Below are 21178 nucleotides of genomic sequence, written 5' to 3'. Positions count from 1 at the left end.
CGGTTTACCGAATGCGCGTTCACAAACTAGCAGCCCGGCCCGGCAGGCGGCGCCTCGTGGCAGCGGAGTCAGTCAGGGGAGTCCGTCAGGGGAGTCCGTCAGGGGAGTCCGTCAGGGGAGTCCGTCAGGGGAGAGAGCCGCACGGCCCGCCGGTGGCCAGGTCGGGCAGGTGGCGGCGGGCATGCTCGATGAACGCCCTGGCCGCCGGGCTCTGCCGGCCACCCTCCCGCCACACCACGCCCATCCGGCCGCGCATGCTCGGCTCCGTCACCGCCAGCACGTGCAGCTCGGACGCGGCGGCGGCGACCGCCGATTCGGGCAGGACGGCCACGCCGAGCCCGCGCGCGGCCAGCTGCCCCAGCACGTAGGGCTCGCCGGCCTCGAACGCCACGTGCGGCGCGAACCCCGCCCGCCCGCACGCCTCCTCCAGCGCCGCCCGCAGGCCGGTGCTGGTCGGCAGGCTGATCAGCGGCAGGCCCTTCAGCTCCGGCACCGCGATCGACTCCGCGCCGGCCAGCTCGTGCCCGCGGTGCACGACGGCGACCAGCCGCTGGTCCACGACGATCTGCACCTCGACGCCCGGTGGCAGCGGAGCCCCGAGCCCGAGCAGGGCGAGGTCGAGCCGCCCGGTCACGATGCCGTCGAGCAGCGCCTCGGGGTCGCTCTCCACGAGCGAGATCTCCACGGCCGGATGGCGCTCGTGGAAGCCGGCGAGCATGCCCGGCAGGTCGAGCACCGAGGGTGCGGAGACCCCGCCCATCACCACGCGCCCGCGCAGCAGCCCGGTGAACTCGTCGGCGACCAGCCGCATCCCGGACACCGCCGCCAGCGCGGCCCGCGCGTACGGCAGCACGGCCTCGCCCACCGCCGTCAGCCGCACCGCGCGCCCGGACCGGTCGAACAGCGGCTCGCCCAGCTCCCGCTCCAGCTGGCGGATCTGCGCGCTGACGCCCGGCTGGGCGACGTGCAGCCGGGCGGCGGCCCTGGTGAAGCCGCCCTCCTCGGCCACGGCCACGAGGTATTCGAGCTGCCGCAGTTCCATGCCCAGGAATGCTAGCCAGCCGCTACGACGGAAGGCTCACGCCCGTCACCGCGAAGCGCTCGACGGCGGCCACGTGACCGCCGGTGGAGGCCACGACGGTCAGCGTCCTGCCCGGCTCGGCGGTGAAGGAGACCTTCGCCGACCAGGCCGCGTTCTCGCCTCCGGCGCCCAGGCAGCACCGCTCCCCCACCGGCGTGGCCGAGCCGGGGTGGCGTACCTCGATCCGGATGCTCTCGTCGACGCCGGTGATCCGGCCGCCGACGGTCAGCGGGGAGCCGACGGTGGCGCCGTAGCCGGGCTTCGTCAGGGTGAGGGTGGTGTCGTCGGTGCCGACCACCTCCCAGGGGGCGTTCCTGCCGCTGCCGTACCGCATGAGGTGCACGACCGCGGCCACCAGCGGGCGGGGGCCCTCCTCGCTGCGGAAGCCGACGTGCACCCGGGCGTGCTCGCCGTCCCGCACCGTCTTGACGGCCTGGTCGATCTCGGTGAAGCCGAGGAAGTCGCGGGTGAAGGCGATCGCGGTGCGGGCGGCGTCCAGGTGCCACGCCTCGCGGCCGTCCGCCTGGTAGGCGCGCTGCCAGGCGGCGACCTCGCCGGGGCCGGAGAACGGCCACAGCGGCCGGTAGTGGCCGGCGATCAGGGTCTCGCGCGGGGTGGGCGGCGCCTGCGGCGTGCTCGGGGCGGCGGCGGAGGGTGCGGTCGGCGGGGTGGCCCGTGCCCGGGGCGTGTCCGCCTCCCCGCAGCCCGCCAGGCCGGCTCCGAGGACGGCCAGCAGAGACAGGGCTCGTACGAGGACCCTCATGCGCATCCTCCCGGGGTGGGGCGGCCTGACGATGAAGACGTACCCCGTGGGGCGGCGGGCGGACCGGAGGTCCCCGGCGCGGCGGGGGCCGGGCACCATGGCTGGGTGGCGTCTGCGCGGGTAGCGTCCAGACATGGCCACCTTCGACCTGACCAGCCTGCGCGCCGTCGTCTTCGACACCGACGGCGTGGTCACCGACACGGCCCGGGTGCACGCCGCGGCGTGGAAGCACGTCTTCGACGCGTTCCTGCGGGGACGCTCGGCGCCGTTCGACATCCGCGCCGACTACCTGGCCCACGTGGACGGCCGGCCGCGGCTGGACGGCGTGCGCACGTTCCTGGCCTCGCGCGACATCTCGCTGCCCGAGGGCGGCCCGGACGACGAGCCGGGCGCGCCGACCGTGCGCGGGCTGGGGCTGGCCAAGGACGCGCTGTTCGTCGAGCAGATCGAGGCGCACGGCGTGGCCGCCTTCCCCTCCACGGTCGTGCTGCTGCACGAGCTGCGCCGGCGCGGCTGCCGTACCGGGGTGGTCTCGGCCAGCCGCCACTGCCGCGCGGTCGTGCAGTCGGCGGGGCTGATGCACCTGTTCGACGTGCTGGTGGACGGCAACGACGCGGCCGCGCTGGGGCTGCCGGGCAAGCCGGAGCCGGCGCTGTTCCTGGAGGCCGCGCGCCGGCTGGAGCTGCCGGCCGCGCAGGTGGCGATCGTGGAGGACGCGCTGCCGGGCGTGCAGGCCGGGCACCGGGGCGGCTTCGGGGCGGTGGTCGCCGTGGACCGGAGCGGCACCCAGGCCGCCGCGATGCTGGCCGCCGGGGCCGACGCGGTGGTCACCGACCTGGCCGACGCCGACGTCGCCGGGCGGGTGCCCGTGGGGCGGCGATGAACGCCTGGACGCTGGTCTACGAGGGCTTCGACCCGGCCGGCGAGGGGCTGCGCGAGGCGCTGTGCACGCTGGGCAACGGCCGGTTCGCCACGCGCGGCGCCACCCCGGACGGCGAGCCGCGCACGCCGGGCACGTACCTGGCGGGCTGCTACGACCGGCTGGACACGGTGGTCGCCGGCCGTACGGTGACGAACGAGGACATCGTCAACCTGCCGGACTGGCTGCCGCTGACGTTCGCCACGCCGGGGTCCGGCTGGTTCCGGCCCGAGCGGGCCGACCTGCCGCTCTACCGGCACGAGCTGGACCTGCGGCGCGGCGTGCTGGTGCGCGACCTGCGCTGGCGCGACGGCGACGGCCGGGTCACGCGGGTACGCCAGCGCCGCCTGGTGTCGATGGCCGACCCCTACCTGGCGGCGCTCGAGACCACCTTCACCGCCGAGAACTGGTCGGGCCCGCTGCGCGTGCGCGCCACGCTGGAGGGCCGGGTGGCGAACGACGGCGTGGCCCGCTACCGCGACCTGCGCGGCGACCACCTCACCGGGCACGCCACCGGCTCGGAGGACGACCTGGCCTGGCTGACGGCGCGCACGTGCTCCTCCCACGTCGTCGTGGCGCTGGCGGCCAGGGTCGACGCCGACGCCCCTGCCGCCCGCCCGTCGCTGGGCACCGACCACATCGCCTCCGACCACGTGCTCGACCTGGCCGAGGGCGCACCGGCCAGGTTCACGAAGATCGTGGCGCTGACGTCCTCGCGCGACCCCGCCACCCACGACCCCCGCTCGTCGGCGCTGCGGCACGTACGCCGGGCGCCGCCCTTCGAGGAGCTGCTGGCCTGCCACGAGGCCGCCTGGGAGCGGCTGTGGCGCCAGGCCCGGCTCGACGTGGACGGCCCGGACCTGTCGCAGGTCGTCCACCTGCACATCTTCCACCTGCTGCAGACGCTCTCCCCGCACACCGCCGACCTCGACGCCGGGGTGCCGGCCCGCGGCCTGCACGGGGAGGCGTACCGGGGGCACGTGTTCTGGGACGAGCTGTTCGTGCAGCCGTGGCTGGACCTGCGCTTCCCGGAGATCTCGCGCGGCCTGCTGCGCTACCGCTGGCGGCGGCTGCCGGAGGCCAGGGACGCCGCCAGGGAGCTCGGCCACGAGGGGGCGATGTTCCCGTGGCAGAGCGGCAGCGACGGCCGCGAGGAGACCCAGACCCTGCACCTCAACCCGGCCTCGGGGCGCTGGCTGCCGGACCACTCCCGCCTGCAGCGCCACGTCGGCCTGGCCATCGCCTACAACGTGTGGCAGCACTACCTGGCCACCGGCTCGATGCCGTCGTGGTGCGGCGAGCTGCTGCTGGACATCGCCCGGTTCTTCGCCTCGCTGGCCGAGGAGGTGGCCGGCCGTTACGAGATCCGCGGGGTCATGGGGCCCGACGAGTACCACGACGCCTACCCGGGCGCGGCCCTGCCGGGCGTGGACAACAACGCCTACACCAACGTCATGACCGCGTGGCTGATGGCGCGGGCCGCCGACACCGCGGCCCTGGTCCCCCACCTGGCGCCCGGGGCGGAGGAGCTGGCCCGCTGGGACGACGTCGGCCGCCGCCTGCGGGTCGACTTCCACGACGGCGTGATCAGCCAGTTCACCGGCTACGGGGACCTGCTGGAGCTCGACTGGGAGCGCTATCGCGGGGTGCGCCGCCTGGACCGGGCGCTGGAGGCCGACGGCGACGACGTCAACAAGTACAAGGCCTCCAAGCAGGCCGACACCCTCATGCTGTGCTACCTGCTGCCGGGCGACGGGCTGGCCACCATCCTGGAGCGGCTCGGCTACCCCGTCGATCCCGGCCTGGTCTCCCGGACGATCTCGTACTACCTGGCGCGCACCAGCCACGGCTCCACGCTCAGCGCGGTCGTGCACGCCTGGGTGCTGGCCCGCTCCAACCGGCCGCGGTCCTGGGAGTTCTTCATCGAGGCCCTGTACAGCGACATGAAGGACGTCCAGGGCGGCACCACGGCGGAGGGGATCCACCTGGGCGCCATGGGCGGCACGCTGGACCTGCTGCAGCGCTGCTATCTGGGCCTGGAGCTGCGGCGGGACGGGCTGCGGCTGGACCCGCTGCTGCCCGGGGCGCTCGGGGTGGTGTCGATGCCCATCCACTACCGGGGGCGCCGGATCTTCATCGACGCCGAACGCGACGAGGCACGAGTCAACGGCACCCCGTGCCGTACCTATATGCGAGGAGAAAAGATCATGACACGCACCGGTGATCTCGGCCGCCGCGTCATCCACCACCGCGAGCGGCTCGGCCTGACCCGCGAGCAGGTCGCCGCGCGGGCGGAGATGTCGCCGGGCTACCTGAAATATCTCGAGGAGAACGCCGACACCCCCGACACCGGGGCTCTCTACCGGCTGGCGGACGCCCTCGGGACGACGGTGGACGACCTGCTGGGCGGTGGCCAGGACCGCCCGCCCGGGCACGGCCCCGCCATGGCGCATCCCACGCTGGAGACGCTGGAGGACACGGAGTGCCGGCGGCTGATCGAGCCGGGCGGGATCGGGCGGGTGGCGTTCAACGGCTCGCACGGGCCGACCGTGATGCCCGTCAACTACAAGATGCACGAAGGGGCCATCGTCTTCCGCACCGCCGTGGGCGGGGCCATGGACAAGGACCTGCGTACCGGGCTGGAAGGCGTCGACATCATGATCGCCTTCGAGATCGACATGATCGACGAGGCCAACCGGGAGGGGTGGAGCGTGCTGGTGCAGGGGGCGGCGCACCACGTGTCGCCGGAGGAGGCGGGCGACCTGGCCGAGGCGGGGGTCACCCCATGGGCGGGGGGCGAGCGGCACCTCTACATCCGCATCGTCCCCCACCAGATCACCGGCCGCCGCATCCACGGCATGTGAGGGGCGTCAGCTGCAGCCCGTGGTGGCGAACGCCATGAACTGCGTCACCTCGCGCTCGTCGAAGTTGTCGTCCGAGCCGATCACCAGGGTGCACTCACCGCTCGCCAGGCGCGGGCCCCAGGACATGCTCTCCAGGTTCTGCACCGGGGGCCGGAAGTCGCCCAGGTCGTGGACCAGGCGCTTGGTCACCGGCCGGTAGGCGCCGCCGTGTGCCAGGGAGCCGCGGTCCAGGACGTTGGTGGCGCCGCGCAGGTCGATCTCGTACAGCTTGACGCGGTAGTTCACGCCCTCGATCCAGGAGCGTTCCAGCGCCAGGTAGCGGAACTCGTCGATGGGCAGCAGCTCCGACACCCCGCTGTCGGCCTGCCCGGTCGGCGGGTTCGGCGGGGCGGGCAGGCGGTCGAGCGGGTAGGCGTACTGGGCGCGGGGGCGGCCCTGGCGGTTCCACACGGTCAGCCGCGTCGCCGAGCCGCGCTCCGCCGTCGGCACCGGGCCGTCCTCGAAGCGCGGCCCCTCGGTCACGGCGGTGATGGCCCGGGCCGAGACGGCCAGCCCCTCGAATCCGGAATTGCGCCGCGGCCCGGTCTCCTCGCTCGTCAGGCGCAAATTCTGCGGGATCGGGAATTCACCCACCTGGCGCCCGTTCATATCCATTCCGCGCACCGCGGCGCCGGAAATCGGAATATTCGGGTTTCGGGTGTCCGGCCGGTCGCCCTCGTCGCCCCACAGCAGCCGCCCGCTCCACCGGTCGAGCCTGATCGACTCGGGGTCGGCGGACTCCGCCTGGCCGTAGCCGGGGAACGGTGTCCCGTCGGGCCTGGTCAGCGTCTTGACGCCGGTCAGCCGAACCCCGGTGAAGCCGCCCGTCACCCGGTCGATGTCCAGCCGGCCGGTGTAGAAGCGGGCCGGGTTGTAGCGGGCGCGGTCGTCGGAGATGAAATACCAGGTCCCGGTGCGCGGATCCCGGTCGATCCCGGACAGGCCGCCCACGACGGTCCCCTCGAACCTCGTCATGTACGGGATCCGCTGCTCCCCGAGGAACCGCGTGATCCGCACCGGCTCCCGCGGCGCCGCCACCGCCGGTGGAGCGGCGCTCACCACCAACGCGAATGCGACGGCGATTTCCATTGTTCTCCGCGTACGAGTCATTTGTTCCTCCGTCAGGAAAATCGACGGAGCAAATAAAAGCGCGAATCACCGGCGAAGTCCACGAGCAAAGAACCCGCATGCCGCACTGCAAAAGGGGCAAATCATTGGGCGATGTCGGGCAGCGTGAGCAGGTGCAGCGACCCCTCCCGCAGCCCCGCCGCCGAGACGTCCAGGACGCTGCCGTTGGCGTCGATCCTCGTCGCGCTCGCTTCCCAAACGCCCGAGGCGGTGCGGCCGCGGTCCCAGACCCCGGAGCCGGGCACGACCGTCTGCACGCGCAGGCCGCCGTCCGGCAGGCCGGCCGCCGACACGGCGCTCACCGACCCGTTGGCGTCGATCCTGGCCGCGCTCGCGTCCCACGTCCCGGCCGCGGCGCGGCGCAGGTTCCACACTCCCGATCCCGGCACGACGGTCTGCACGTGCAGGGTGCCGTCCGGCAGGCCCGCGGCCGAGATCGCGGCCACCGCCGCCTCGCCGTCGATCCGCACCGAGCTCGCGGCCCAGGTCCCGGCCTGGTCACGGGTACGGTTCCAGACCCCCGCCCCCGGCACCACGGTCTGCGCGTGCACGGAGCCGTCCGGCAGCGCGGCGGCCGACACCCGGGAGACCAGCCCGTTGTCGTCGATCTTCACCGCGCTCGCGTCCCACGCGCCCGAGGCGCCGCGCCCCCGGCTCCACACCCCCGACCCCGGCACGACGGTCAGCACCTGCAGGCCGCCGCCGGGCAGGGCGGCGGCGGCCACGTCCGTGATGTCGCCGTTGCCGTCGATCCTGACGGCGTGCTCGTCCCACACGCCCGCGGGGCTGCGGCCCCGGCTCCACACCCCGCTGCCCGGCACCACGGTCAGCACCTGCAGGCCGCCGTCGGGCAGCGCCGCCACCGCCGCACCGGAGATGCCGCCGTTGCCGTCGACCTCGGCCGTGCCCGCGTCCCACGCGCCGGAGGCGGCGCGGACCCGGTCCCGGACGGTGCCGCGCAGCGGCCGGTCGGCGACGCTGTAGTACGGGCTCCACACCCGCGCCTTGTAGAAGGCCGCGCCGGTGCGCTTGCGGGTCATGGAGGGCGAGAAGAAGTCCACGGTGTCGGTGCACCACGTGCTCGCGGTACACGACCCGGGCGGCGTCTTGGCGGCGTCGGCCCTCGTCTGGACGATCTGGCCCGAGGGCTGGTTGCCGATGGACTTGACCGCGCCCCGGTTCGCCCCGGCGGGTGCGGCGGTGAAGATCCTGGTCGCCTTGTCGTACAGGTAGGCGGCCGAGCCGGTGGTGACCCAGAGCTTGCCGGTGTCGTGGGCGTAGGCGTACACGTCGTGGCCGCCGGGGGTCTCCAGGGCCCTGCGGCGCTGGGTGTCCTCGCGCAGCGCCGGGCGCGCCGGGGTGCCCTCGACCGCGAGCGCGGTCAGGATGTGCTGCCTGGTGACGGGGTCCTGGCCGATGACCCACAGGCGCCTGATGGCGGGGTCCCAGAGGGCGGCGTGCGCGTCGGCGAGCGGGAACTCGGCGTACGCGGCCGCGTTCGGGCCCTGAGAGGACGCGTACACCCTGACCCAGCCCCCGGTGGAGGCGGCCACCGCGATGTTGCCGTCGGGCAGCAGCTCGGCGGCGTGCAGGTTGCCCGGCAGGATCCGCGCCCACTGCCGCACGCCGCCCGGGTAGGAGACGATCGCCGCGATGCCCCGGCTGCCGCCGGCCGCGACCACGACGCTCCGCTCGCCCGACGGGCGCTCGCGCAGCTTGAAGTCGGCGATGAGCCCGAACGCCGAGACCTCGTCCGCGGTGAACCGGCCGGTCGTCACGCTGGGCTGCCACGTCCATTTCACGGCGGAGGGGCTGTTCCAGTCGGCCACCGCCGGATCGAACGCGATCAGCCGCCGGCCCGTCTGGTCCCCTCCCGCCACCCAGTAGTCCCCCGGGGCCGCGACCGCCGTCCCCGCGGGAAGTCCCATGCTCACCAGCATGACGGCGACCATCGCTGATTTGCGCACCCGCTGCCTCCTCCTCCACCGACGGATGATCGTCGATTATGGAGACCCGGGACCGGGTTCGTCCTGCTATTGGGCGGTTTACTGGGGGCGGAGGGAGGCCGCCACGCCGTCGACGATGAGCCGCACGCCACGGGCGAACGCCTCGTCGCTGGTGGGCGCGCCGCCGGCCCTGACGGCCGCGACGGTGAGCGGGAAGTCGGCGTAGGAGGCGAGCTCCCGCGTCCCGCCGCGCTCCTGGCGCTCGCGCCGGGCCTGCTCGTTCAGGACGAAACCGAGGGTGTAGTGGCTGATGGACGCGATCGCGTGCAGCCCCTGCTCCGGCGTGAACCCGAGCCCGGCCAGGATCGCGAGCTCGTCCTCGAAGCCGCGGGCCACGCCGGGTCCGGGGTCGCTGCCGGTGACCAGCCGCGCGCCGTCGCGGTGGCTCAGCAGCGTGCGCCGGTAGGCGTGCGCGCGGCGGGTCAGCCACTCCCGCCACGACTCGCCCTCGCCGGGTCCGCCCATGTCGGGGGCCAGCAGCTCGCGGGCCATCTCGTCGAGGAGCTCCTGCTTGTCGCGGAAGTGCCAGTAGAGGGCCGGGTTCTGCACGCCCAGGCGGGCGGCCAGGCGGCGCACGGACAGGCGCTCCAGGCCGACCTCGTCGAGCAGTTCGAGCGCCGCGCGCACGACCGTGTCGCGCGCCAGTCCCTTCTGTGCCATCGCGGCCCACCTTAACACCGCTAAGCTCCTCGCCCGGGAATCGGGCTGCACCCCGGGCGGGCGGCCGTGACCAGCCAGGGGCGGTGGTCGGGGCGGTGGTCGGGGATCAGGCGGGATGGGTGCCGATGATCGCGGTGGCGTCCAGTTCGTCGGAGGTCGCCACCCGGGCCGTCAGGCCGGCGGCCGTCACCGCTTCGGCCGTGGCCGCCGCCTGGCGGGAGCTCGTCTCCACCAGCAGGTGGCCGCCGGGGGCGAGCCAGCCGGGCGCCTGCGCGATCACCCGTCGCACGACGTCGAGCCCGTCGGCGCCGCCGTCCAGCGACATCAGCGGCTCGTGCAGCCGCGCCTCGGGAGGCAGCAACCCGACCGACTCCGACGGCACGTACGGCGGGCTGGCGATCAGCACGTCCACCCGGCCCCGCAACGTGGCGGGCAGCGGGTCGTACAGGTCGCCCTCGTGGACGTGCGCCCCGGCCAGGTTGCGCCGGGCGCAGCGCACCGCGGCCGGATCGAGGTCGGCGGCGTGCAGCTCGGACCGCTCCAGACCCACCGCCACCGCCGCGCCCATCGCACCAGTCCCGCAGCACATGTCCAGGATCACCGGCGTGCCGGGAAGCTCCCGCGCCACGGCGACGGCGCGTTCGATGAGGAAGCCGGTACGCGGCCGGGGCACGAACACCCCGGGCTCCACGGCCACGCGCAGGCCGCAGAACTCCGCCCAGCCCAGCACGTGTTCGAGGGGCTCACCGGCGACGCGGCGCTCCACCATGGCGGCCAGGTCGCCGGCGGTGGGCGCGGTGGAGACGAGCAGCTCGGCCTCGTCCTCGGCGAACACGCAGCCGGCCGCCCGGAGCCGGGCGACGATCACAGAAGTAGGGATAGATGATGAAAAAACCGACATGGGAGCCTTTCGGGATGCCGATGGGCGCTCCCGCGGTCACCTGATCCCGGTGGGCCGCGCGCGGCCGGTGGAAGGGAGCACCCAGCCTGACACAGCGGTAATGGGTCTCACCTCCCAGGGACGATCGCTTCGAGACCGTCACAGTACCAGAGCGCTTTTCACGTCTTCCCGTCCCCCGCCACCGGAGCGGCCGCGTCCGGGATGACCCCGTGCAGGTGCAGACCGGCCCCGCGACCGGTGTCGATGGTGAGGGTGCCGCCGATGGCGCCGAGGCGGTCGTACATGTTGGTGATCCCGTGCCCGGACCTGAGCAGGTCGGGGCTGGCGCCGTCGCCGGTGTCGCGGAAGTCGAAGGACAGCCCGTCCTTGTCCCGCAGCTCGATGGCCACCGTGGCGTGCTCGCCCGCGTGCTTGCCGGCGTTCTGCAGCGCCTCCAGGAGGCAGAAGTAGATGTTGATCTCGATCTCGGGCGGGTAGCGGCCGATGCCGTGGGCGTGGATCTCGGCCGGCAGCGGGGAGTGCCGGACCGCCGCGCGCAGCGCCGCCTCCAGCCCAGACTCGGCCAGTTGCGGCGGGTAGATCCCGTGCGCGAGGTCGCGCAGCTCCGCCCCGGCCTCGCGCAGGTCCTCCGACAGCTGTGCCAGCAGCGGGCTCACGTCGGCGGGCTGGGTGGCCAGCAGCCGCTGCGCGACGCGCGACTGCACGGCCGCGGCCACGAGGCGCTGCTGGGCGCCGTCGTGCAGGTCGCGCTCGATCTGGCGGCGTTCGCGGTCGGCCGCGGCCACCAGGCGGCCCCGCGACTCCTGCAGCGCCTCGGCCCGGGCCACCAGCATCACGTGGTTGTGCCAGGCGAGGTAGGAGGCCCTGGTCAGGCCCAGGACGACCAGGACGATGACGGTCGCGGAGACGACCCAGCCGGGGGCGTTGCGCTCGAACCCGACGCCGGGCAGGAACCGGCCCGCCAGGGTGACGGCGACGGCCGTGGCGATCGTACAGCCCATGATGACCTTGAAGCGCCGGCGCGGCAGGTACGCCACGGACAGCAGCACCGGCGACACCGTCACCAGCGTCGCGTACGGCAGGGCGGACGGGATCATCGCGGTCAGCGCGAGCGCGTAGCACCAGGTGATGCCCGCCGAGATGCCGATGGCCCGCTCGATGCGGTCGCGCCTGACCACGCGCAGCGCCAGGACGATCAGCAGGGCCACCGTCCCGCAGCCGGCGGCCAGGGCCGGCAGCCAGGGGATGCGGGCGCCGGGGAACATCGCGACAGAGAGCGCGCCGGCTGCGAGCGCGACGCCGAGGATGGCCCACAGGCCGGTGGCGATGTACTGGTGGGGATGCGGGTGGGTGCTGCGCTGGAGGTCGGTGTAGAGACGGGCGACGACGTACCAGATCGCCTCCAGCGCGGCCCGTACGGCGCCGCCGCGCTCCTCGGCGGCACGCTGCACGCCCGCGCTCTCCAGCACGGCGCGGGGCAGGTGCCCGTGCAGGCGCATCCCGCCGCCCGGCCGGGTGTCGATGGTGAGGGTGCCGCCGATGGCGCCGAGGCGGTCGGTCATGTTGATCATGCCGGTGCCCTGGTGGATCGCGTCGGGGAAGCAGCCGGCACCGGTGTCGCGGAAGTCGAAGGACAGGCCGTTGCGGTCCTGGAGGGTGATGGTGACGGTGGCGCCGTCCCCGGCGTGCCGGCTCGCGTTCCGCAGGGCCTCCAGGAGGCAGAAGTAGATGTTGATCTCGATCTCGGGCGGGTAGCGGCCGATGCCGAAGGCCCGGACCGTGGTGGGCAGCGGGGCGTGCTGGGCGACCGCGCGCAGAGCCGTCTCCAGGCCGTACTGGCCGAGCTGGGGCGGGTAGATCCCGTGCGCCAGGCCGCGCAACTCGGCGCTGGCCTCCTGCAGGTCGTCCGACAGCCGGGCCAGCAGCGGGGCCACCTGGGCGGGGTCGGTGTCCAGCAGCAGCCGGGCCTCCCGCGTCTGCTCGGCGGCGGCCATCAGGCGCCGCTGGGCGCCCTCGTGCAGGTTCCGCTCGATCTGGCAGCGCTCGCGGTCGGCCGCCGCCACCAGCCGGGCCCGCGACTCCTGCAGCGCCTCGGTCCTGGCGACCAGCATCCCGTGGTTCTGCCAGGCGGCCAGCGACACCAGGATCGTGATGAACGGGATGAACGTGATCGCCAGCGCGTGGGTGACCCCCGGCGGCACCTGGTCCTCGAGCCCCACCCCGCCGTGCACGGTGCCCACGACCACCAGCGCCGTACCGACCAGCATGGTCGCGCCGAGCATCGCGGCCAGCCGCGCGTGGTTCATGTGCTGTACGGCCACCAGCACCGGCAGCAGCACCGCCAGCGCCAGCGTGGACAGCGCGAACGGCACCATCGAGGTGACCGCGACGGCCACGATCCAGTTCGCCAGCGCGAACACCACGACCGCGGCGAAGCGCCGGAACCGGTGGATCAGCTGGACGGCCCGGACCAGGAACCCCGCCATGACCAGCAGCAACGACACGATCACGACGAGCCAGGGGTTGTCCACCACCAGGAGCCGCAGGACGATCAGCCAGCCGACGGCCACCAGGACGCCGGCCAGATCCGCCTGGATGTACGTGCGCAGCCGCTCCCACTCGGGCGCGCCTATCTCGATGATCTCGTGTCCCCGCAGGCCGGCTAAGAGTTCACGCGCCCCCCGTCGCTCCACAGCGCCTCCAGTTCGTCGGGGCCGAAGCGGTCCTTGTGCCGATAATGAGCCCCCATCACCATCGCGTCACGAGGCAGATCCTCTGTGTTGTTGACCGACAGCAGGACCACCGTGATGTCCGGATGGCGGCACCGGATCCGGCGCGCCGCCTCCAGGCCGCCCATGCCGGGCATGTTCACGTCCATCAGCACCATCCCGACGGCCTCGTCCTCGATGAACTCCAGGGCCTCCTCGCCGCTGACCGCCTCCCCCGCCAGCACGAACCCGTCCGCCACGGCGATCACGCCGGCCACGGCCCGGCGGAACGACGGCAGGTCGTCCACCACCAGCACGCGCACGAGATGTTGCTCCACAGACCTGATCGTCGCATCGGATCGCCGCCGTGTCGGTGGTGCCACCATCACTATCTTCGGCTTTGTCGCGGTCACCCGGGCGGGGAGTCCAGGAACATCAGGACCGCCTTGACCCGCCGGTTGGTGTCACGGTCGCCGCGCAGGCCCAGCTTCAGGAAGATGGAGTTGATGTACTTCTCCACCGCCCGCTCCGAGACGTTGAACGCGGACGCGATGGCGAGGTTCGACCGGCCGGCGGCGACCTCGGCGAGCGTCTGGCGCTCGCGGGGCGTGAGCTGCCGCAGCGGGCCCGCGTCGTTGCGGGCCTTGGCCGAGACCAGCGACTCCACGACCACCGGATCGATGAACGAGCCGCCGGAGGCCACCGTGCGGATCGCCGAGATCAGCTCGCCCGGCGCCGCGATGCGCTCCTTGAGCAGGTATCCGCGCCTGCTGCTGCCCTGCGCGATCAGAGTCAGCAGGTAGCTCGGGTCGAGGAACTGCGACAGCACCAGCACGGCCACCTCCGGATGGGTGTCGCGCAGTGCCGTGGCGGCCCTGATGCCCTCGTCGCTCATGGTCGGCGGCATGCGGATGTCGGAGACCACGACGTCCGGCTTCTCCTCGTCGACGCAGGCCATGAGCGCGTCGTAGCCCGAGCAGGCGCCGACGACCGCCACATCGGCCTCGGTCGCGACCAGCGCCTGGATGCCGGTCCGGACCAGCAAATTGTCCTCGGCGATCACCATCCGTAAGGAGGTCACCCCGTCAACGTAGTCCGCCGCACCCCGAATGCTCAACGGGTGCGGAAAACCGAACCACGGACTCGGAAGCCACCTTTATCGCCGAATTAGCGGGGGCGCGGGAAACTTGGCACAACGGCAGTGAACCTGCGAGCGGATATCAGGGGTTTCAGCTAGGGCCGAGACGGAGGGGAAGTGGGGGCCGAAATGCTGGACGTCGCCGAGGGAGTATCGCGAATCAGGTCCCGGATCAGCGCGTGGCTGGTCCGCGTCGACCGGGCGCTGTACGCGAAGCACGACGAGCGGGCCCGCCGGTACGGGTGGACGGTCACCAAGACGGGCTTCGGCTCCCGGAAATATCGCGATCCGCGCTTCGACGCGCTCAAGGCGGCCCGGGTCGCGGAGCTCCGCGCGGCCGGGGAAGCACCGGTACGTTCCGCTGTCAGGAGTTGATCGACATGTCCATGCGTAATATGCGCCGCAACCCGTACGCGCCGGTCGAGGGGGCGTACCCGGTGCCGGGGGCCGGGTCGCTGGTGGTGCTGTGGCGGTGGCGTACGGAACTGGCGCTGGCCGCGCTGGTGGCCGCCGCGGGGTTCGTGATCGCGGCGGCCGTGGGCCAGGGGCTGTGGTGGGCGCCGATCGCGCTCGCCGGCAGCGTCTCGGTCCCCGCCACGGTGCCGGTCGGCCGCAAATGGATTCGGCGCCACTTCTGGTGCCTGTTTTCCCGGCACCGGCTGCAGCGGGTGTGCCTGGAGACGTCCATGCACACCCGAAAGAACAGAATTCCGCTGATCCTCTGGATAACGCCGACCGACTTGGGGGAAAGGGCTTTCATTCTGCTCCGGGCCGGCATTTGCGCCGAGGACTTCGAGGCGTTCGCGGGGGAAATAGCGGCGGCCTGCTGCGCGGCTTCCGTACGGGTACGGCGGCACCCGGGGCGGGCGCAGTTCGTCACGGTGGAGATCGTGCGGCGGGGCGTGGTGCTCGGGGCGGGGACGTGGGGCGACGACGGCGAGCCGGGGGCGGGACGCCCGCTGGAGAAGCTCGCCGGATAGTACTCCAGCGACACTTTGCGATCTTGAGGGGTCGGGGTCGCATGGCGACGGCCACCGCGTGATCATTCGGAGTTTGTGAAGACAACCAAAGATCGTGCGGTGACCGCGAGCCACAGCGTAGACCCTGACGGCTGGATGGTCATCTTCAACGAGCTGATGGCCCGGATCGCCGGCCGGTTCGGCCGCGTCGAACCCCGTCGCGCCGCGACCGCGTACGTGCGCGGGCTGCTGGCCGACATTGACCGTAAGAACTGCTGGAACCTGGCCGAACACGCTCAGCTGAGCGGGCCGCAGACGTTGCAGCGGTTGCTGCGCACCGCCCGCTGGGACGCCGATCAGGTGCGCGATGATGTCCGGGACATCGTCGTCGACCGGCTCGGCCCCGGCGGCGTGCTGATCGTGGATGAGACCGGTTTCGTCAAGAAGGGCACCGGATCGGCCGGGGTGCAACGGCAATACACCGGCACCGCGGGCCGCATCGAGAACTCCCAGGTCGGCGTGTTCCTCGCCTACGCCACTCCGGCCGGGCGGGCGCTGCTGGACCGGCGGCTCTACCTGCCGGAGCACACGTGGCTGGCCGACCGCGGGCGGTGCCGGGCGGCCGGCATCCCGGACGAGACCGGCTTCGCCACCAAGCCCGCGCTGGCCACCGCCATGGTGCTGGCTGCGCTGGAGGCGGGGGTGAGCGCTCCTTGGCTGACCGGCGATGAGGTCTACGGCCAGGACCCGCGCCTGCGCGCCGCCCTGGAGCAGCGCCGGATGGGATATGTGCTGGCCATCGCGGGCAACCGGCGCGTCGAGCTCGAGGGGGTTCAGGTGAGCGCGGCCGAGGTTGCCACGCGCGTGGCCGACCGGCACTGGCACCGCTACCGCGCCGGCCAGGGCGCCAAAGGGCCGCGCTGGTATGCCTGGGCCTGGGCCCGGATCGACGAACGCGAGGCCCAGGGCTGTCGGTGGTTGCTGATCCGGCGCAACCTGACCACCGGCGAGCTGGCGTTCTACCGCTGCTACGCGCCCGCCCGGCAGCCGCTGACGGCCCTAGTCAAGATCGCAGGAGCCCGGTGGGCGGTGGAGGAGTCCTTCCAGGCTGCCAAGGGCCAGGTCGGCCTGGACCACTACCAGGTGCGCGGCTGGACGGCCTGGCACCGTCACATGACCCTGGCTCTGCTCGCCCTGGCCGTGCTGACGGCCATCGCCGCCGCCCAGCCACCCAGCACCGCCGACGACCGCATCCCGCTGACCCTGCCCGAGATCCGCCGGCTGCTCGCCGCACTCGTGCTGACCCGGCACCGCTCCGTCGCGGATCTTCTGCGCTGGTCAGACTGGCGCCGACGCCACCAGGCCACCGCCCGGCACTGCCACTACCAGCGCAGATCCGAACCATGATCGCGAAGTGTCACTGGAGTAATAGGCCCCGCCCCGGATCCGGGGGCGGTGCGGCTCCACGCCACCCGAGCCCACCGCCCTTCCGACCCCCGGGCGCGCCCCTGCTGCCCGTGCGGCCTGAGCAGGGTGGTCGTCGGGGCCCTCGTCCGGATCGCGTCAGGCCGACCTCTCGCGGCGTTCCGGGCCGCGGTGGCCGCGGGGCACCAGGGTCGGGTTGACGTTGTCGAGCACCGTGTCGCGCGTGACCACGACGCGGGCCACGTCGTCGCGGCTCGGCACCTCGTACATCACGTTGAGCAGCACCTCCTCGAGGATCGCGCGGGCCGCCCGGGCGCCGGTGCGGCGCAGCAGCGCCTGCTCGGCGACGGCGGCCACGGCGCCCTCGTCGAACTCGAGCTCCACCCCGTCGAGCTCGAACAGCCGCCGGTACTGCTTGATCAGCGCGTTGCGCGGCTCCGTCAGGATTCGCATCAGCGCCGTGCGGTCCAGCGGGCGCAGCGGCGCGATCACGGGCAGGCGCCCGACGAACTCCGGGATGAGCCCGTACTTCAGCAGGTCCTGCGGCATCACCTGGGACAGCACGTCGTCGTCACCGTCGCGCAGGACGGCGTTGAAGCCGGCGCCCCGCCGGGCGACCCGCCGCTCGATGATCTCCTCCAGCCCGGCGAACGCGCCGCCCGCGATGAACAGCACGTTCGTCGTGTCGATCTGGACGAGGTCCTGGTGCGGGTGCTTGCGGCCGCCCTGCGGCGGCACCCCGGCGACCGTGCCCTCCAGCAGCTTCAGCAGCGCCTGCTGCACGCCCTCGCCGGAGACGTCACGCGTGATCGACGGGTTCTCGCTCTTGCGGGCGATCTTGTCGATCTCGTCGATGTAGACGATGCCGGTCTGCGCTCGCGCGACGTCGTGGCCGGCCGCCTGGAGGAGCTTGAGCAGGATGTTCTCGACGTCCTCGCCGACGTAGCCGGCCTCGGTGAGCGCGGTGGCGTCGGCGATCGCGAACGGCACGTCGAGCAGCCGCGCCAGCGTCTGTACGAGGTGCGTCTTGCCGCTGCCGGTGGGCCCGGCGAGCAGGATGTTCGACTTGCCGAGCTCGATCGGCTCCGGCTCCGCGGTCCCGCCCGGAGAGGAGGAGCGGTGCACGCGCTTGTAGTGGTTGTAGACGGCGACGGACAGGGCGCGCTTGGCCTGGTCCTGGCCGACGACGTACTGGTCGAGGAAGTCGTGGATCTCGCGCGGCCGGGGCAGTTCCCTGGCCTCGCCGCGGCCCTCCGCCGCGCGTTCCTCGGTGATGAGCTCGTTGCACAGGCCGACGCACTCGTCACAGATGTAGACGGTCGGCGGGCCCGCGATGAGCTTGCGCACCTCGGTCTGGCTCTTGCCGCAGAACGAGCAGCCCACCGCGTCGCCGTTCTTGCCGATTCGTGCCATCGGGCGCCTCAGCCGGCCCGGCGCGGATCGGTCACGTCGATCTCCAGCACGTCCTTCATGGCCCCGCTCCGCATTTTCGCATGATCCCATCATCTGGATGTTCACGGTATCTTGAGCCGAGAGCGTACGGCAACGAGGAGGACGCTTGGTCCGGCTCACCAGAGCGGAGGCCCAGGAGCGCAATCGCGCGAAAGTGCTGGCCGCGGCCAGGCAGGAGTTCGCTGAGCGCGGATTCCGGGACGCGAAGATCGATGGCATCGCCGAGCGCGCCGACCTCACCCGGGGGGCGGTCTACTCCAACTTTCCCGGCAAGCGCGCGCTCTATTTCGCCGTCCTGGCCGACCTGGCCGAGCGCGCCCCCGTGACGGCCCGCGTCGAGCCGGCGCGCAGCGTGCGCGAGGCGCTGGCCGCGGTGGCACGCGTGTGGGCGACCCGGCTGCCGCTGATGGGCGACGACGATCACGCCCCGAGCAGGCTGGGCACGGGCCTGCTGCCCGAGATCCTCGCCGACGAGGCCACGTGGAAGCCGTTCGCGCAGCTCATGAGGCTGAACGCGATCCTGCTCGGGCTGGCCGTGGAGCGGCTGCGGGCGCCCGGGGAGCCGGACGGGCGGCAGGTGCGGCTGGCCGAGGCCGTGCTCACGGTGCTGCAAGGGGCGGGGCAGCTCGCGGGCGCTGCACCCGGGTTCGTGGAGCCGTTCGACCTGATCCGGGTGTGCGAGCAGCTCGCCGGCCTCGACCTGGGCGACCGGTGGACGGTGGCGCCCATGCTCCCGCAGGTGCGGGAGGGTGCCGGGGCCTGGTCGCCGCCGGGCCGGGCGGTGGACGCGGTCAGCGGCGGGCCGGCCCGGCTGGAGCGCGACGGGGTGGTGGCGGTGCTCGGGTTGCACCGGCTGTCGGCCGCCGAGGAGGCCGTACGCGCGGCGCCGCCCGGGGCCGAGGTCACCGCCGTCGTGGTGACGAGCGCGCCCGGCGAGCTGCTGCCGCTGGCCCGGCTGGTGCTCGCCGAGGTGGTCACGTGCCTGCGGCAGGCGTTCCCGCGGGCGGCGTGGCCGCGGTTGCGGGTGGTGTTCGACGAGTCGGGGGCGCTGGCGGCGGCTGCGGGGGTGGCGGCGCCGCGGGACATGACGGAGGTGGCGATCCGGGTGGAGTCCGGGCGGATCGCCCTGCGTGCCGAGGGTTTCGGCGCGTGCCACGCCGCCGCGTCCGCCCGTCACTGACGCTGTCCCCGTTTCACCGGCCCCGTCCCCTACGCCTCCAGCCAGAAGCCGGCGCTCTGCCGCCACAGCTCCAGCAGCGCGGTGTCGCCGATGAGCTCGATGCCGGGGGCGGGCCGGTTGTAGACGTACAGGAGCAGGTCCGTGATCGGGCCGCGCGCCGCGACGGCGGCCTTCTCGTGCGCGTGCCGCCAGGAGGGCGCCTCGCCGGTGAGGTCCACCAGCCACTCCCCCGCCGCCCCGTCGGCGTGGAAGTGCAGCGTGTGGCCGGGCCCGAGCAGCCCGGGCACCCCCTCGTACGCCTCCGGCACCGTGGAGAAGTGCAGCCACTCCTCCAGCCCGTCGCGCGCCACCTCCTCGGCCACCGCGTAGTCGGCGCCCACGGCCAGCGCCGCGTCGGCCCGGTGCACCACGGTCTCGTGGGTGGTCCGCCGTGCCCAGAACCGCGGCGACCGGTCCGTCGCCTGCTCGTCCGCCGGCGACCACACGCGCACGTCGGGCCCGGCCTCGCGCAGCGTCTCCGCCAGCCGCTCGGCCCCCTCCGCCAGCCAGGAGTCCAGCACGGCGGCGTCCTCGTCGGTGTACGCGGACACGTCGTTGAGCACGTCGTCCGGGACCGGCTCCGTGGCCCGGGTGCGCACGACGGTCTCGGCCCAGCGGTGGTGGCCGCCGAGGTGGCGCAGGAGCCGGCCCAGGTTCCAGCCGGGGCACGTGGGCACGGGTGCCGTCATGTCGGCGTTCTTGACGTGTGATCTCAGCAGGTCCGTCTGGGTGACGATCTCGTCGCAGCAGCGTTCGAAGCCCAAGGAGGTCATGCCCTCACGCTACCGACGCGGCTCCTTTCCCAGGCGCGCGGCGCGGCCCCTCCGGCCGGTCGAGCAGGCGGTGCGCGCACCGCATCGCCGCTCTGTCAATGGATCATCGAATCGATGGAACCGCCGGGCCCGGATGAGCTGTCCAAGCAATGGGCGACGCCCACGCCGGCACCCCGGCCGCTCGCCGGAAAGCCGGCTGACGCCGCAGACGGCCCTTCCCGTCCGCGGGCGCGCGCTGGACGTCGCCCCCCACCAGCTCCGTCAGAGGGTGGTCGGCAGCACCGGGAGGCCGCGGACGCCGGGGTCGGCCGCGAAGACGGCGCCCGCCTCGGGCTGCTCCGCGCGGTCCACGCCGAGCGCGGAGGTGGTGACGAACAGCCGGTCGAGGTCCTCGCCGCCGAACGTGACCGCCGTGACCTTGCGTACCGGCAGGGTGATGACGGCGTCGAGCCGCCCGCCGGCGTCGTAGCGGTGCACGGCCCCGCCCTCCCACAGCGCCACCCACACGCCGCCCTCGGCGTCCACCGTCAGCCCGTCGGGCGCGCCCCGCTCCGGGTCCACGACGGCGAACGGCCGCCGCCCCGTCAGCCCGCCCTCGGGGTCGTAGTCGAGCACGTCCACGCGCCCGGTCGCGGTGTCGGCGTAGTAGGCCAGCCGCCCGTCCGGGCTGAAGCCGAACCCGTTGGAGATCGTCACCCCGGGCAGCACCACGCTCAGCCCGCCCCCGGGCCCGGCCACGTAGAACGAGCCGCGCCCCGGGGCGGCGTCGTAGGCCATGCTGCCGATGTAGAAGCGGCCGTCGGGGTCGCAGCCGCCCTCGTTCATGCGGATCGCGGGGTCGGTCCACGCCTCGCCCAGGGAGCGCAGCGGGGCGTCCAGGTCGTCGGAGTCGGACAGCAGCAGCTCGCGCTCGGCGGCGACGAGGTAGCCGCCGGAGGTGCGGGGGCGTACGACGGCGGCCACCGCGCCGACGTGGCGGCGGCGCACCTCGCCGCCCGGGCCCAGCGCGAGCACGTCGCCGGCCAGCATGTCCACCCACCGCAGGCCACCCCACCGGCCGGACCACACGGGTCCCTCGCCGTGCTCGGCGACGGGGTCTGTCACGGTGTACGCGGTGATGGTCATGCCGCTCTCCTCCAATGC

18 protein-coding genes are annotated in these 21178 nt (G+C 73.4%); 6 read left to right on the top strand and 12 right to left on the bottom strand.

Translation table 11 applies throughout. The features are described from left to right. Nucleotides 1-124 precede the first annotated feature (124 nt). Both ACBJ59_RS21930 and ACBJ59_RS21925 read right to left on the bottom strand, forming a co-directional pair. A complete protein-coding gene (locus tag ACBJ59_RS21930; RefSeq protein ID WP_375112080.1) occupies nt 125-1042 on the bottom strand; it encodes a LysR family transcriptional regulator in 918 nt (305 codons plus the stop codon). Between the two features lie 22 nt (nt 1043-1064). Then, nucleotides 1065-1844, bottom strand: coding sequence for a hypothetical protein (locus ACBJ59_RS21925; protein ID WP_375112079.1), 780 nt, complete (start codon nt 1842-1844; stop codon nt 1065-1067). Between the two features lie 133 nt (nt 1845-1977). Here ACBJ59_RS21925 and ACBJ59_RS21920 point away from each other — a divergent pair, with 133 nt between their 5' ends. Both ACBJ59_RS21920 and ACBJ59_RS21915 read left to right on the top strand, forming a co-directional pair. Further along, nucleotides 1978-2727: an HAD family hydrolase gene (locus ACBJ59_RS21920; RefSeq protein ID WP_375112078.1), complete on the top strand. Its 750-nt coding sequence runs from the start codon at nt 1978-1980 to the stop codon at nt 2725-2727. Next, complete coding sequence (locus ACBJ59_RS21915) at nt 2724-5627, top strand: pyridoxamine 5'-phosphate oxidase family protein (protein ID WP_375112077.1); 2904 nt, start codon at nt 2724-2726, stop codon at nt 5625-5627. The genes ACBJ59_RS21920 and ACBJ59_RS21915 overlap by 4 nt, the downstream gene beginning before the upstream one ends. A 6-nt stretch (nt 5628-5633) precedes the next feature. On the opposite strand, the gene ACBJ59_RS21910 is transcribed toward ACBJ59_RS21915, so the two are convergent. From ACBJ59_RS21910 to ACBJ59_RS21880, 7 genes are all read right to left on the bottom strand, one after another. Continuing rightward, complete coding sequence (locus tag ACBJ59_RS21910) at nt 5634-6755, bottom strand: esterase-like activity of phytase family protein (protein WP_375112076.1); 1122 nt, start codon at nt 6753-6755, stop codon at nt 5634-5636. A 122-nt stretch (nt 6756-6877) separates the two neighbouring features. Beyond that, nucleotides 6878-8761 carry a DUF6528 family protein gene (locus ACBJ59_RS21905; protein ID WP_375112075.1) on the bottom strand — a complete coding sequence of 628 codons (1884 nt, stop codon included), beginning with the start codon at nt 8759-8761 and terminating at the stop codon, nt 6878-6880. 78 nt (nt 8762-8839) lie between these two features. Beyond that, nucleotides 8840-9460, bottom strand: a complete 621-nt coding sequence (locus ACBJ59_RS21900) for a TetR/AcrR family transcriptional regulator C-terminal domain-containing protein (protein ID WP_375112074.1) — start codon at nt 9458-9460, stop codon at nt 8840-8842. Between the two features lie 106 nt (nt 9461-9566). Next, nucleotides 9567-10361: a putative protein N(5)-glutamine methyltransferase gene (locus tag ACBJ59_RS21895; RefSeq protein ID WP_375112073.1), complete on the bottom strand. Its 795-nt coding sequence runs from the start codon at nt 10359-10361 to the stop codon at nt 9567-9569. Between the two features lie 158 nt (nt 10362-10519). Beyond that, nucleotides 10520-13054 (bottom strand): sensor histidine kinase, encoded by a 2535-nt coding sequence (locus ACBJ59_RS21890; protein WP_375112072.1) that lies wholly within the window; start codon nt 13052-13054, stop codon nt 10520-10522. Further along, nucleotides 13024-13407, bottom strand: a complete 384-nt coding sequence (locus tag ACBJ59_RS21885) for a response regulator transcription factor (RefSeq protein WP_375112071.1) — start codon at nt 13405-13407, stop codon at nt 13024-13026. Before ACBJ59_RS21885 ends, ACBJ59_RS21890 begins: the two co-directional genes overlap by 31 nt. A 71-nt stretch (nt 13408-13478) precedes the next feature. Next, nucleotides 13479-14150 (bottom strand): response regulator, encoded by a 672-nt coding sequence (locus ACBJ59_RS21880; protein ID WP_375112070.1) that lies wholly within the window; start codon nt 14148-14150, stop codon nt 13479-13481. A 174-nt stretch (nt 14151-14324) separates the two neighbouring features. Between ACBJ59_RS21880 and ACBJ59_RS21875 the strand changes: the two genes are divergently transcribed. The 3 genes from ACBJ59_RS21875 (at nt 14325) to ACBJ59_RS21865 (ending at nt 16573) form a co-directional block, all read left to right on the top strand. Then, the gene (locus tag ACBJ59_RS21875; RefSeq protein WP_375112069.1) at nt 14325-14582 is read left to right on the top strand and encodes a hypothetical protein; all 258 of its coding nucleotides are present in this window, start codon (nt 14325-14327) and stop codon (nt 14580-14582) included. Between the two features lie 5 nt (nt 14583-14587). Then, nucleotides 14588-15187, top strand: coding sequence for a hypothetical protein (locus tag ACBJ59_RS21870; RefSeq protein ID WP_375112068.1), 600 nt, complete (start codon nt 14588-14590; stop codon nt 15185-15187). A gap of 156 nt (nt 15188-15343) precedes the next feature. Beyond that, nucleotides 15344-16573 (top strand): IS701 family transposase, encoded by a 1230-nt coding sequence (locus ACBJ59_RS21865; protein WP_375112422.1) that lies wholly within the window; start codon nt 15344-15346, stop codon nt 16571-16573. Between the two features lie 156 nt (nt 16574-16729). Here the strand turns inward: ACBJ59_RS21865 and clpX are convergent, their stop codons facing one another. Continuing rightward, the gene (gene clpX / locus ACBJ59_RS21860; protein ID WP_375112067.1) at nt 16730-18004 is read right to left on the bottom strand and encodes an ATP-dependent Clp protease ATP-binding subunit ClpX; all 1275 of its coding nucleotides are present in this window, start codon (nt 18002-18004) and stop codon (nt 16730-16732) included. A 145-nt stretch (nt 18005-18149) separates the two neighbouring features. Between clpX and ACBJ59_RS21855 the strand changes: the two genes are divergently transcribed. Beyond that, a complete protein-coding gene (locus ACBJ59_RS21855) occupies nt 18150-19223 on the top strand; it encodes a TetR/AcrR family transcriptional regulator (RefSeq protein ID WP_375112066.1) in 1074 nt (357 codons plus the stop codon). A gap of 29 nt (nt 19224-19252) precedes the next feature. On the opposite strand, the gene ACBJ59_RS21850 is transcribed toward ACBJ59_RS21855, so the two are convergent. Together ACBJ59_RS21850 and ACBJ59_RS21845 are read right to left on the bottom strand one after the other, a co-directional pair. Then, nucleotides 19253-20035 (bottom strand): maleylpyruvate isomerase family mycothiol-dependent enzyme, encoded by a 783-nt coding sequence (locus ACBJ59_RS21850; protein WP_375112065.1) that lies wholly within the window; start codon nt 20033-20035, stop codon nt 19253-19255. A gap of 261 nt (nt 20036-20296) precedes the next feature. Beyond that, entirely contained in the window at nt 20297-21160 is an 864-nt protein-coding gene (locus ACBJ59_RS21845; RefSeq protein WP_375112064.1) for an SMP-30/gluconolactonase/LRE family protein, read from the bottom strand. Between the last annotated feature and the right edge of the window lie 18 nt (nt 21161-21178).

This window comes from Nonomuraea sp. MTCD27, assembly GCF_041950495.1.
Lineage (GTDB): Bacteria > Actinomycetota > Actinomycetes > Streptosporangiales > Streptosporangiaceae > Nonomuraea.
The sequence above is the reverse complement of the archived record's forward strand: the minus strand, read 5'-3'. Positions and strand labels throughout refer to the sequence as shown.